At 29.7% G+C, this 12,117-nt stretch carries 15 protein-coding genes and 1 tRNA gene; 11 read left to right on the top strand and 5 right to left on the bottom strand.

The window, feature by feature from the left end:
* Nucleotides 1–3: 3 nt before the first annotated feature.
* Nucleotides 4–606 (bottom strand): hypothetical protein, encoded by a 603-nt coding sequence (locus SOI86_RS00495; RefSeq protein ID WP_320681686.1) that lies wholly within the window; start codon nucleotides 604–606, stop codon nucleotides 4–6.
* Nucleotides 607–1,051: 445 nt separating this feature from the next.
* On the opposite strand from SOI86_RS00495, the gene SOI86_RS00490 reads away from it, so the two are divergent.
* The 6 genes from SOI86_RS00490 to SOI86_RS00465 all read left to right on the top strand — a co-directional run bounded on the left by SOI86_RS00490 (nucleotide 1,052) and on the right by SOI86_RS00465 (nucleotide 4,648).
* Nucleotides 1,052–1,138, top strand: a tRNA-Ser gene (locus SOI86_RS00490).
* A gap of 103 nt (nucleotides 1,139–1,241) precedes the next feature.
* Nucleotides 1,242–1,964 carry a hypothetical protein gene (locus SOI86_RS00485; protein WP_320681685.1) on the top strand — a complete coding sequence of 241 codons (723 nt, stop codon included), beginning with the start codon at nucleotides 1,242–1,244 and terminating at the stop codon, nucleotides 1,962–1,964.
* A 643-nt stretch (nucleotides 1,965–2,607) separates the two neighbouring features.
* On the top strand, nucleotides 2,608–3,288 hold the full coding sequence (locus SOI86_RS00480; protein WP_320681684.1) for a pectate lyase: 681 nt from the start codon (nucleotides 2,608–2,610) through the stop codon (nucleotides 3,286–3,288).
* A gap of 178 nt (nucleotides 3,289–3,466) precedes the next feature.
* Nucleotides 3,467–3,673, top strand: coding sequence for a hypothetical protein (locus SOI86_RS00475; RefSeq protein WP_320681683.1), 207 nt, complete (start codon nucleotides 3,467–3,469; stop codon nucleotides 3,671–3,673).
* 53 nt (nucleotides 3,674–3,726) lie between these two features.
* Complete coding sequence (locus SOI86_RS00470; RefSeq protein ID WP_320681682.1) at nucleotides 3,727–4,311, top strand: hypothetical protein; 585 nt, start codon at nucleotides 3,727–3,729, stop codon at nucleotides 4,309–4,311.
* Between the two features lie 7 nt (nucleotides 4,312–4,318).
* Nucleotides 4,319–4,648, top strand: coding sequence for a hypothetical protein (locus SOI86_RS00465; protein WP_320681681.1), 330 nt, complete (start codon nucleotides 4,319–4,321; stop codon nucleotides 4,646–4,648).
* Between the two features lie 28 nt (nucleotides 4,649–4,676).
* Here SOI86_RS00465 and SOI86_RS00460 read toward each other — a convergent pair whose 3' ends face one another.
* Nucleotides 4,677–5,138, bottom strand: a complete 462-nt coding sequence (locus SOI86_RS00460) for a Tic20 family protein (RefSeq protein ID WP_320681680.1) — start codon at nucleotides 5,136–5,138, stop codon at nucleotides 4,677–4,679.
* Nucleotides 5,139–5,270: 132 nt separating this feature from the next.
* Between SOI86_RS00460 and gloA the strand changes: the two genes are divergently transcribed.
* From gloA to SOI86_RS00445, 3 genes are all read left to right on the top strand, one after another.
* Nucleotides 5,271–5,660, top strand: a complete 390-nt coding sequence (gene gloA / locus SOI86_RS00455) for a lactoylglutathione lyase (RefSeq protein ID WP_320681679.1) — start codon at nucleotides 5,271–5,273, stop codon at nucleotides 5,658–5,660.
* A gap of 267 nt (nucleotides 5,661–5,927) precedes the next feature.
* The gene (locus tag SOI86_RS00450) at nucleotides 5,928–6,425 is read left to right on the top strand and encodes a VHS domain-containing protein (protein ID WP_320681678.1); all 498 of its coding nucleotides are present in this window, start codon (nucleotides 5,928–5,930) and stop codon (nucleotides 6,423–6,425) included.
* 2 nt (nucleotides 6,426–6,427) lie between these two features.
* The gene (locus tag SOI86_RS00445; protein ID WP_320681677.1) at nucleotides 6,428–6,820 is read left to right on the top strand and encodes an LEM domain-containing protein; all 393 of its coding nucleotides are present in this window, start codon (nucleotides 6,428–6,430) and stop codon (nucleotides 6,818–6,820) included.
* Nucleotides 6,821–6,822: 2 nt separating this feature from the next.
* Here SOI86_RS00445 and SOI86_RS00440 read toward each other — a convergent pair whose 3' ends face one another.
* Entirely contained in the window at nucleotides 6,823–7,296 is a 474-nt protein-coding gene (locus tag SOI86_RS00440; protein ID WP_320681676.1) for a pentapeptide repeat-containing protein, read from the bottom strand.
* 107 nt (nucleotides 7,297–7,403) lie between these two features.
* On the opposite strand from SOI86_RS00440, the gene SOI86_RS00435 reads away from it, so the two are divergent.
* Nucleotides 7,404–9,044 carry a GMC family oxidoreductase gene (locus SOI86_RS00435; protein ID WP_320681675.1) on the top strand — a complete coding sequence of 547 codons (1,641 nt, stop codon included), beginning with the start codon at nucleotides 7,404–7,406 and terminating at the stop codon, nucleotides 9,042–9,044.
* Here SOI86_RS00435 and SOI86_RS00430 read toward each other — a convergent pair.
* Together SOI86_RS00430 and SOI86_RS00425 are read right to left on the bottom strand one after the other, a co-directional pair.
* The gene (locus tag SOI86_RS00430; protein ID WP_320681674.1) at nucleotides 9,031–9,288 is read right to left on the bottom strand and encodes a DUF2811 domain-containing protein; all 258 of its coding nucleotides are present in this window, start codon (nucleotides 9,286–9,288) and stop codon (nucleotides 9,031–9,033) included. The two genes, SOI86_RS00435 and SOI86_RS00430, sit on opposite strands and share 14 nt — an antisense overlap.
* A gap of 350 nt (nucleotides 9,289–9,638) precedes the next feature.
* The gene (locus SOI86_RS00425) at nucleotides 9,639–10,784 is read right to left on the bottom strand and encodes a sirohydrochlorin chelatase (RefSeq protein WP_414477938.1); all 1,146 of its coding nucleotides are present in this window, start codon (nucleotides 10,782–10,784) and stop codon (nucleotides 9,639–9,641) included.
* 47 nt (nucleotides 10,785–10,831) lie between these two features.
* Between SOI86_RS00425 and SOI86_RS00420 the strand changes: the two genes are divergently transcribed.
* Nucleotides 10,832–12,112 carry an FAD-binding oxidoreductase gene (locus SOI86_RS00420; protein ID WP_320681672.1) on the top strand — a complete coding sequence of 427 codons (1,281 nt, stop codon included), beginning with the start codon at nucleotides 10,832–10,834 and terminating at the stop codon, nucleotides 12,110–12,112.
* The last annotated feature ends 5 nt before the right edge of the window (nucleotides 12,113–12,117 follow it).

Genomic DNA, 12,117 nt, shown 5'->3' with positions numbered 1-12,117 from the left:
AAATCAAAAATCTTCCCAATTTTGATATCCGTTATAGCCTTGGTCTATATCGTTTCTATAAAAGTTTCCTCTTTGAGAATCATTTCCAGTGTTGTTAGAATTTGGAGAATTTATATTAGATGCTGTAGATATATTTTCTGAATTAATACCATAAGTCAACATAATTTGTACTCCTGGTTCATGACAACGACCAATTTCCTGAGATGCCACAAGGAGCGCATCTGAACTTGCATTAATTTGATCTACAATTTCTTGCACACCTGATAAAGAAGTTGATTGTTCATCATCTAATACTACAAATTCCTTTTTCTTATTTTCATCAAGATTATTGAAATTTTTAATTTCTCGATTAACAAACCTAGCTAGTGCTTTTTGAGCCTTAAGCTCTAATCTTTCGAATTCGAATTCAACCATTTCTTCATTTTTAGATTTCACAGATTTTCTAACAGTTGCATAAACCCGCCATGAATTTGGTCCAGTCCTTTGGAGTTTCTCTCCTCGAGGAGCATTATCACAAGCTCCTGATGCATTAACAGAATTCGTAGTTCCTATTGTTAAAAGGGTGCTTCCTGCGATAATGCTAGATATTAGTACTTTAAAGTTCACATTATTAATCAAAATTATTATAATTTTCTATTTTTTAATCGAATTTGTCAAATCTTTTGTTATGGACTAAAAAGTTTTGGTACTTTCTAAATAGGTTATTGTAAAATCATGAAATTAATATAATAATTTGATCTGCCACTAATTTACTTTAAATATGAAAAATAAATTTCTTTTAAAAATTTTCGTTATTATAAGTTGCTTCAATATTTCATCCTCTTTTGCTCACAAATTACCTTCCCACTTTGCTGATCATAATCATGAAAGTGACCCGAAGTTTGAGAGGCCATATATAAGAGTAAAGAATAAAAAATGAAATTTGATTTTAATAAAGTTGCCAAAATATATTTTCACAAAAAATTTAAAAATCTTCAGCAATATGGCTTATTGTAGGCTGTCACTTCCCTTTGCTATACTGTTTAGGTGGCTAAAACTGAATAGTCCCTTTGGAGGGGTGGTCGAGTGGTTTAAGGCTCTAGTCTTGAAAACTAGCGTGTCTGCAAGGGCACCGTGGGTTCGAATCCCACCCCCTCCGTTCTAAAAATTAATTACTTAAATCTTAAAAATTAACTTAAGAACTTTTCATAACTTATCTCTCCAATTCAAATTCTTGAATAATATTTCCTACGTTAAAGAAAATGTCAAATAAAGGTGAGATAATTACAGAGGATAGAATTGGTTTCGAAAAATCGAATACAGCATTAGGTTTTCTTTATGAGGAGTGGTATGAAATTATTTCAAAGTTTATTTCTGAAATAGATGGCATTAATATTGAATTAGGATGCGGTGCAAGTTTTATAGATCAGATAAATAAAACCATTAAAAAAACAGATGTTTTTTTAAATTCAAATACTGATTTCAAACTTAATGCAATGGATATAGGAAAAAACTTTGAAAACAAAATATCAAATATAATCTTGGTTAATGTTTTTCATCATATAAGCGACCCGGAATTGTTTTTGAAATCAGCAGAAAAGTCCCTTTTGGTTGGAGGAAGAATAATTATGATTGAGCCAAGCAATAATTACTGGAGTAGATTGGTCTATAAACTTATAGGTCACGAACCTTTTGATCCAAAACAAATTGAATGGAAATTTGAATCCAAAGATCCTCTATTAGACTCAAATCAAGCACTCTCATGGATAATTTTTGAGAGAGATTATGAAAAATTCAGAAATTTATTCCCTATGTTCTCTCTAATTCAAAAAAAGAATATGATGCCATTTTCTTATTTATTAAGCGGAGGGCACTCTTTTAATACAAGAATTGGTAAGTTGATTAAAGTAACAAGAAGTTTTGAGAAACTCTTCTTTGATAAAAATTTGGGGATGTTTAATTTAATATGTCTAGAAAAAATTTAAATTTTAAATCAACAATATTTAAGATTTTTATTTTTTATATAATAATTTATTTATTTGCTCTTTTTCTTAGATATAACAATGGCTTTGAGAATTTAATAATAGAAATTAAATATAGATATTTGGCATTAATAAATATTTTTTCTATATTTCTAGGCCTACCTTTATCCATCTTATTTGACTTTATATTGATAAAGTTTTTTGGTTTTAAATATATTATTTTTTTTGCACCAATTTTAACTATTTTAGGTGTTGCTCAAATCATATTAATCAGAACAACAAATTTAAGATTTTCAAAAAACATCCTTTTCATAAAAAACATAAGAAATCATCGATTAAAACATATATTTGAAAATATTACTTTTAAACCAATTTTCATATTGCTAATACGTACTTTCCCAATATTACCTTTCTCTCTAGGAAGCTATTTGATTGCATCATCGAAAATAAATAAAAGATTGATAATAGTTTATTCACTTTTTGGAGCATACTTGTACTATTTTTCTCTTTTCTTTATCATCCAAAGTGCATAGTAAAAAAGATATTCTTTTATTATTATTAATTATTTCTGTTTTTAGAAAGATGTTTTTTATTTTCTCCTTCCAGGATTGTTATAGAATGTTTTTATAAAATATTTAATTAAATTTTGAAATTAATTAGAACCCCCTGGGGTGATATATCTCCGGAAGTTAATTTATTCCCAATTTATTACATTCTTTTTATTTATGGATTTGTATATATTTTTCCTTATGGGGAAAATATTATTGGTTTAACATGGTTTGATTTATTAAAACTTGAAGACGGACCTTTAGAGTGGCTTCAGTTTTCTGAATACTTTATATCATCAATATTTGGTATTTTTATCTATTTCAAAAGCAAAAATAAAAAAACAATAAATTCATTTATTTGGTTAATTCTCAGCGCTTTCTGCTTCTTCGTTGCAGCTGAGGAAATAAGTTGGGGAGAGAGAATAACAGGTTTCTCTCTTAATTCTTTAACAGAAATAAGTATTCAAAGTGAAACTAATTTACATAATCTTCCTTTTTTTCATGATTTCTTTCTTGATCCTATTTTAATTGCAATTTGTATTTTATTTGGTTGGATAGGTTGGAGAAAATGGCCATATTTGAATTCAATCCCCGACAAAAAATTAAGCTTATTTTTCTTGATAACAGCTCTATATATTTTCTATTACGAGATATCATGGGCTTCTACAGTTGAACACATAAGAAATGATTTAGAAATTTATGAATTTTTACTTTCAACTGGGATATTTTTACATTTTTGGAACAACTTCAAATTATTTAGTAAAGGAAATTCTCAATAATTTCAAGTAAACTTAAATGGTTTAATTCAAAATTACTTCTTTAAAAACCAAGCTTCGACTACGCAATCTTGTCATTAATAATTGGCAGTATTAAAGACCTAATAAAAAAAAATTATCAGCAATTTTTACACTCTTCTTTTTTATTCTTGTTATTATTTGGTTTTAATAAAAAAAGATAATGAGTAAAGGATTCGCAGATAATTCCAATACCTCTAAGTCCTTAAAAACAAAAAAGTTGGCTTATTCTAACGAACCTAAAGTAAGATTAATATCTTGGTCTCCTTGGCCGCCTGCAAATTTTCAAACAAGATATCCTGCTTTTCCTTTTGTTCTTACAGTACTAATTATAGTAATTGGTCAATGGTATTTTTCTCTACTCAGGTAACTTGGGAAAGGTTTTTTATCTAAATTTAAGATGAACTTATTTTAAAAATTATTTTGTTTTTTTCAATTTTATTATTAGCTCATTTTCAAGCAGCAGTTATTCCAATAGTCTTAGGAATTAAATCAATAAATAAATTCAAACACATAAGTAAATACAAATTGATACCTTTTGGTTTTATTTTTTTAGGATTAGCCTCAATTTGTGAAATGATCGATCATATCAAAACATCTTGGATTTATATAGATCATTCATCTTTATATAATTGGTTATTTTATTCTTTCCTATCTCTAGGACTAACATTATTATCAATATCAGTTATAAAAAATAAATTTATTCAAACCACTAACTTGTGCATTTCTTTGTGTTCAATAATCTCATATTTTTTATTTAATAAAACAATTGCTCTTATTTTTCAGGTTATTATAAGTATTTTTCTATTAATAAATTGGCAAAAAACTTTTAAAAATTGGCTTTTAATTCTTTATCCAATATTTGGTATTTTGTTTACAACATTCTTTGGAATAAACCTCTCAATTAGTGGTGATCAATTTTGGCATATTTTAATAGGCCCATCTGGAACGATAAGCGTCATTGTCTTTTATTTAATATTGAAAAGATCAGCCAAAAATATTATTTAAAATTTTTATGAGAAAGTTTATATTTAATAGTTTTGTAGTTTGTTTAATTACAATCATCTCTCCAATTCAAATTTTTGCTGATACAGCACTTGATGTTTATATGGATGATTTTTATTCTAAATCCAATGAAGCCAGCCAAATTCTCAAGGAAATTGAAAATAGCCTAAAAGAGGGGTCAAGAACAAAAGTATGTTCTAGGCAAAGAGAGGCCGCAAGACTAGGTTTATTAGCTAATAAATCATTGATTAAAGCCTTTGAAATAGAGGGGGCCCATCCACCAATGCGAGCAATAAATGCCAGTCGAGAGAGATGGGAATCTATTCTGAATGAGTGCTAAGGAATATCATTAAATCTATAAATGTTTTTTAAATTTGCATTCTTACAGATTTACTAATTAATGGTATCTCAGGTTCAATTCCATAAATACATTGAACGACAGAAAAAATAAATATAGAAAAAAATGCAATAAATATAAATGATATTAATGAGGGAAGAGACAATGAAAATATCCCTAAAATATAAGTTATTATTATGAGAGAAATATTAAGTAGCAATGCTTGGCAAGCGTTGAACCTTACAAAATAAGGGACCTTTGGATTTCTAACAACGCCCGCAAAGAGGGCAATAAATATCACTAAACTGCTAAAACCTCCCAGGCCTCCATATTTAAGAATTCCTTCTATTAGATTTATTGGTAGAGTTAAATAAAATATTATTACTTTTAGAAAGTAATATTGTGCAAACAAATAATCTCCAAAAGAAATTGAAGCCTTAAGCATGTAAGTGTATAAACAAACTGAAGTAACTCGTTGAAATATTTGATTCAATATATTATTTAAGTCATTTATTCATATTTTAACCTAATTTTTCTGAACTTAATAAACCCTTAGCCTCTACAGTATCATCTCTAGCAGTTGGTTGTTAGATATTAGATAATAGAATTAGGTTCATAATTCAAAATGCGTATCCTTCATACAATGTTGAGAGTTGGAGATTTAAATAAATCCATTGATTTCTATGTGAATAAATTAGGAATGAATTTATTAAGAAAAAAGGATTACCCTCATGGTAAATTTACTTTGGCATTTGTTGGGTATGGTTCAGAAAAAGAAAACACAGTAATTGAATTAACTTATAACTGGGGCAAAAAGTCAGAAGACTATGAGCTTGGAGATAAGTATGGTCATATAGCTATTGGAGTAAAAGATATTCATCTTATTTGCCAAGGATTAGAAAATAATGGTTGTAAAGTAACCACCAAACCTAAAACAATGAAAAATAGTGCAACTCTCTTGGCTTTTGTTGAGGATCCTGATGGATATAAAATTGAACTTATTGAAAGAGATTAAAAGCTCGGAAGTTTTTAATTTATAAACAAATAACTAAAAATAACATAAAAAATTTAATTATCTATCATATGCCATTACCGAAAAAAATCCCAATAAACCCATATTGGATAGATTCTAAAGTTTTAAGTATTAAATAAAATTATTTTGAAGATGCCAGATCCCAATAAAAACGAAATCTTAAACTATCTATAATCTATATTAAATCTAATTAGATTATATAGACAATCTATATAGATTTAATTAGTATAGAGTTATCGCATAAAGCTTATGCCTAGTAATTGGTCAAAAATAAGAGATGAATGGCTTGATAGAACCGCCATTGCTAAAGATGATGCTAAATGGGCATTAGAAGCTTTAATTAATTCTGAAGAAGAGTTATTTAAAATAGAACAAAAAATCAAGAATAAAGAGGACGCTATAAGCCATGTAAAAATTTTAAAGAAAAAGGTTAAAGAAACTATTTCCTCTAAAGAAATTAGTCTCGATGATATTGCATTAAATACTTCAAATTCAAACAAAGTACAGATCTCAGTACCATCAAATCTTACTTATCTTTTGAAAGTGTGGGCTGCTGCAGAAGGTAGGGATCTTTCGAGTGTTGCTTTTCAGTGTTTAGAAACTGGTATAAGGGAAATGAAAAGCAAAGGTTCAATACCTTCAGTAGCAGTAAATAGATATGACTCGGCCTGTCAAAAGAGGATTGCACTTGCAGAAGTAAACAATCTATTGGAGAAATTCGAAATAGCTCAGAATGAAATCAAATAATTATGAATAACAGAAAAATCATAAAAGGATACAAAACATTAATATCATCAAGGTTTAATGTAGATACTTCTAAAGATCAATTCAAAGATGGAATAATTTATACTCTTTATTCTGATGAATTTAATTTACTTAAAGTTGGTTTTGCTGAAAATGATAAGGTTCTAGAAAAAAAATTATCAAGTCAATCCCTAATATTATTGGATATGAAGAAAGGCAACAAGAAAGATCTACTTTTGTTATTAGCCACTCTAAAAGAACTTGGTATCAAATATTCAGACAAACTTTATTTCAAATACTCAGGTTCTTTAATGAGACATTTATCTACTTTAGGTTGGCCTATTGGAAGATCACTTTATAAACAAAGAAAAATTAAAAAAGAACTTGTATGTGCATAAATCTAAATATAATCGCAATCTAAAGTTTCTCTGGTATCTCTATTTGTGATTGGATTAGTGCCAGAGGCACTTTCACAAAATTCCCTAACAATATCTTTTGGCAAAAAAACATTTGTGAAGTCTGCACCTTTGATTTTTACATTTTCAAACTGTGTACTATAAGCAAAAGAATCCTCTAAGTTAGTATTTGATAAATCAGTTCCATCTAAAACAGCTGAATCTAAAGTTACTTCCCTTAAATTGGAGTTACTTAAATTAGTATCTTTCAATTTTGCTCCATAAAGAGTCGCATTTTGGAGTTCACAACCTGATAAATTTGCGTCTTGTAAATCAGTCAAATAGAAAGTTGCTCCTTTTAAATCAGACCCAGAAAAATCAGCTCCTACCAAGGATTGTTTACCATAATCCAACGCGGCGAAGCTTCTAACAGGGAGGGTTAAAACAATTATTATTACGGGTAAAATTATAAATCTCATTTTTTTAAGTAGTTTTTCAATAAATTCTAACTTCTTAAGCTGAAATCTAAAAATTAATTATTTACTGAATGCTATATTTATTGAAATAATAAATCACGAACTAGGTTTTGGATATAAGTCCTTATGATGCAATTGTTGTTGGTTCTGGAGCTACAGGAGGAATAGCAGCACTTACATTGGCAGAACAGGGGATTAAAGTTTTAGTAATAGAAGCAGGGCCTCAATTGAAAAGACATGAAGCTAGTAATCACGAGCCAAAAAGTACATTTAAAAGATTATCAGGAGTTTTAACAAAAAAACATGCCAATCAATGCCAACATCCTGGTTATTGGAAAAATAATCCTGATTTATATTCAAATGAATTGAGGCATCCTTATGAATTCCCCAAAGACAAGCCCTTCCTTTGGACTCAAGGTAAACAATATGGGGGGAGAACATTAACTTGGGGAGGCATAACATTAAGATTTTCCTCAGAAGATTTTCATCCAGCCAAAAAAGACGGATTCGGACCGAACTGGCCTATTTCATACGATGAACTATCCCCTCACTATGACTTCATTGAAAGTTTCTGCGGAATCTATGGACGAAAAGACGATATTAAGGAAGTCCCAAATGGTAAATATATTAGTGAGATCCCTCTTACAGAAAATGAAAATGTTTTTGGCAGAAAAGTTAAATCAAAATTAAACTATCCATTTATCCAATCAAGAGGATTTGACCGTAATTCATCAGTAAAAGACAAAAGATGGCCGAAGTCCTCCAGTTTAGGAAGCACTTTAAAAAAAGCTTTAGATACTGGAAATGTTCAAATAATCTCAAATCACCTAGTGGAGTCTTTTGAGATTAACAAGATAACAGAGCTTGCATCAAAACTAACGATCGTAAACCTAGAAAATGGATGCAAAGAAGAATTAAATTGTGATTTAATCCTTCTTTGCGCATCAACAATTTCAACTCTCAGAATACTACTGAACTCAGAATGCAAATCAAATTCCTCAGGTTTTAAAGATAATTCTGGAAAATTAGGTAAATACCTCATGGACCATATATCTATCTGTAGATTTTTTTCAGTCCCAAAAACAAAGAACTCAGTAAAACCATTAGATAATCCTCCCGATCTTTCTGGAGCAGGCAGCTTCTTTATTCCATTTGGTTCAAATTTACCAAAGATTGACGAAATAAATTTCAATAGAGGTTATGGAATCTGGGGAGCAATTGATAGATTAGGGATACCTAAATTTTTGCAAAAAGACACAAACTCATCCATTGGCTTTCTTATCGCCCATGGAGAAGTCCTTCCTAGAGAGAAAAACTCAGTTTCTCTCTCAAATAAAACAGATGAATGGGGTATCCCAATTCCCTACATTGAATTCGAATGGAGCGAAAATGAATTAAATATGGCAAAACATATGGAAAAGACAATACAAAAATCAATAAAAGCTGCAAATGGAGAAATAAAAAATATTGATGAACTAATTAATATCCCATTAGGTAGCTTACTAACAAAAAACTTGATCGCACTTTCAGATAGTCCCCCACCTCCAGGATATTACATACATGAAGTTGGAGGGGCACCAATGGGAACCAATGAAGAAAATAGCGTAGTTGATAGATTCAATAGAATATGGAGATGCAAGAATGTACTTGTTTTAGATGGAGCCTGCTGGCCAACTTCATCTTGGCAAAGCCCTACGCTTACAATGATGGCCTTGTGTAGGAGAGCCTGCCTAAATATTAAAAAGATTTAGAAGGAGTAAATAGTTGATTTAAATAAATCTCTGAAACAGTATTATCAGTACATCCGTTTTGAATCAGAAAAGTAGCTAATGCTGAATTTATAAGCTTATATTGATCCCAAGTTGGGTTACTTAATACGAAATCTTTCATAGTGTTATAGAGAGTTTCTGAAAGCTCTGTTTCTAAAGAGACTTTATTTAAAGAGCATTCCTCGTTATTCACGTCGGATAAATTTGTTTGGCTGATTTGATCCATAAACTTATTTTTCTACACAACTATAATTATGTTTTTTTTTCTAAATGTCAAAAAAGATTTACCAGATAACTTTTAAAATTATCATATGAGACTCATGTTATAAATTAAATTCTTAAAAATATACTTTTTAAATAAAAAAATTGATAAGGGCAAAAAAAAAAGTCAACAATAATGTTGAAGTCCTGTTTTTTGTGAAAAATACTGGCATTTCTAATCCAATGTGGATTTGGACGTGGAAAACGACCTAGAAATTGTGGAAAATCCAGTTCAAAATACTTTCAAGATTTTATATTAAGATTTCTTATATATACTGAGTCTATTAAGACTTAGTCGAGAAAGAGACAGATGATTCAGTCGTTTTCAATGGATTTTCTTAAGATTTGATCTTCATTAGGCAAGCGAAGCGTGACAGGTCCTAAAGGGTGTTTTGAATTTGGATAAATACTATGGTGGTGGTGGTGGTCATGTTGATATGCATCCACATTTTCATGTTCCAAGTATCCACCTTCTGGTAAATTTGATTTCTCTTGGTTATGAGTTGGGATTTGATTTTGTATTTCACAAGCACCATTACATTCAGGATCACATAAATCACAGCTGACACCCAAACCTTCTACGTGATCATGATGACTTTCTTGTACCATTCCAACTTCTTTTTCAAAGCCAAATAAATTTGATCTATATTTACAAGTGGAGCAATTCATAAAATTCTTACCCTCGTTATTAAGAATCTCTTGAATCCTTTCTACAAAAGTATCGACCACATAAGACTGTGATGAAAGATATTTTGCATGTATAAATGAAATATGTGGATTATCAATTGCAACTAAATCACTTTGTCTTTTTATTCTTGTGACAAGCACACCTGAGAAAAGGAAATAAGGGAAAATAATTATATTTTTATAACCAAGTCTTACAACATTTTTCAAGCCAGGTTCAACAAGAGGGAAAGTTACTCCAGAAAAAACTGTTTCACCCCACCCTAAACCAATACCCTCTACGATCATTCTCGTAATTTTCGAAACATTGGAATTCGCATCTGGGTCAGAAGAGCCTCTACCAACAACAACTAATAATGATTGTTCAGGTTTGAGAGTATTATTTTTTTTAAATACATCTTTTACTCTTTCACAAGCTGCACTAATCATTAAATTATTAATACCTAATTCTCTTCCATAAATTATTTCAATGCCTGTTTTAATTGAATAATTCATAAGCAAGCTAGGTATATCATTTTTCACATGGCCAGCGGCGAAAAGCATTGCGGGTATTGCAATTACTTTTTTTATAGAATGATCTTTTAACTTGTCTAGAGCATCAACAAGTGAAGGTTTTGCAAATTCCAAGAAACCATATTCAACTAAAATGTTCGGATATCTTTTTTGGATAAGTTTAGTTAATGCTTGAAATTCAGTAATGGCTAGTTTATTTCTACTTCCGTGTCCACAGATAAGAATCGCGACTTGATTATTTAACTTCGAATCTAAATTATCCAATATTAAAATATTACTTATACCATAATAGTAAAGAACAATATTATGTAGTGAAAAAAAATAATAACCTGCTTGAAATTCCAAATATTAACTCAAAGGACGCAAAGTTAAAGAAATTAATTTATGACGTGGATGATTCCTTATTTAATGGGAATAATTATTCTAAGGAAAAATTCGAGCACATTTGCGTATGTAGTGGAGGGACAACCTCTAGCTGTGCAAAAAATGGTTTTACAACTCTTGATCTAAGAAAAAATTACAGCAAAATTCACCTAGATAGAGAAAGTAATTTAGTAACAATTGGAGGTGGAGTAATAATGGGGGATCTATTAAATCATTTACAAAAATATAATCAAAGTTTTCCAATCGGACTTTCTAAACTTCCTGGGGCAGGCTATATACTTACTGGTGGAGTAAGCCCACTTAGTAGAGCCTACGGATTAGCCATTGATAATATTGAATCAATAAAAGGTTTCTTGGGTAATGGCACATTTATCTCTTTAAAGAAAAATCAAATAAATCCAGAAAAACAATTGATTTGGGAAGCAGTTAAAGGCGCAGCACCCTTCTTCTCAATCATTACCGAAATAGAACTTAAGACTATCCAATCTAATCCAATTAAGGTTATTGAAGGATTTGTAGATATCAATGAACTTACAGAAATAATAAAAATATCAGAGAAATTTCCAGAAAATATTAGTCTTCAATGGATTTATGCCCAAAAAATTTACATATATGTTTTTGCTGAACTAAAAAATAATTTAAATGATAAAAGAACAGAAGAATACTTAATGCTTCTAGAAAAATTTCCTGCTCTAGAAAAAAATTTTTATAAGAACTTTAACAATATAAATTTCTTCCCAAAGGAATTGAATTTATACGAGCTGAATGCAAATAACCATTCTGAGGTAATTAGTCTTCTTGGGGAAGATTTAAAAAATGATATACCAATTTTCATAAAATGTTTAAATGAAATAATGGACAATAAACCTAATAATTCCTGTTATGTTGCTTCTCAACAATTAGGTTGCAAAACCAAAAAGTTAAATCATGGCTCAAGCTTTTTTGTTCATAGAAAAAGCACTTGGAAACCATGGATATATGCATCATGGAAAAAAAATGATCTTAAAGAAAGAGAAGTCGCTTTGGACTGGATTTATAAATCATGGAGTAACCTAAAAAGGTTTTATCCAAATATTCACTTAGCCCAATTGCATAATCATTTAAATACTCATGATGAAGAACTTACATTAGCATTTGGAAATAGAATGAATGAATTAAAAATTTTAAAGAATATTTTTGACCCACAAGGTATTTTGCCTCCTTTATGAGGTAA

Origin of the sequence: Prochlorococcus sp. MIT 1314 (assembly GCF_034093315.1) — a bacterium.
Lineage (GTDB): Bacteria > Cyanobacteriota > Cyanobacteriia > PCC-6307 > Cyanobiaceae > Prochlorococcus_A > Prochlorococcus_A marinus_Y.
The sequence above is the reverse complement of the archived record's forward strand: the minus strand, read 5'-3'. Positions and strand labels throughout refer to the sequence as shown.

Coding starts and splice junctions, on each gene's coding strand:
- SOI86_RS00430 (WP_320681674.1), bottom strand. CDS start 9,288: ATGGATCAAATCAGCCAAACAAATTTATCCGACGTGAATAACGAGGAA.
- gloA (WP_320681679.1), top strand. CDS start 5,271: ATGCGTATCCTTCATACAATGTTGAGAGTTGGAGATTTAAATAAATCC.
- SOI86_RS00475 (WP_320681683.1), top strand. CDS start 3,467: ATGAGTAAAGGATTCGCAGATAATTCCAATACCTCTAAGTCCTTAAAA.
- SOI86_RS00450 (WP_320681678.1), top strand. CDS start 5,928: ATGCCTAGTAATTGGTCAAAAATAAGAGATGAATGGCTTGATAGAACC.
- SOI86_RS00445 (WP_320681677.1), top strand. CDS start 6,428: ATGAATAACAGAAAAATCATAAAAGGATACAAAACATTAATATCATCA.
- SOI86_RS00440 (WP_320681676.1), bottom strand. CDS start 7,296: ATGAGATTTATAATTTTACCCGTAATAATAATTGTTTTAACCCTCCCT.
- SOI86_RS00485 (WP_320681685.1), top strand. CDS start 1,242: ATGTCAAATAAAGGTGAGATAATTACAGAGGATAGAATTGGTTTCGAA.
- SOI86_RS00465 (WP_320681681.1), top strand. CDS start 4,319: ATGAGAAAGTTTATATTTAATAGTTTTGTAGTTTGTTTAATTACAATC.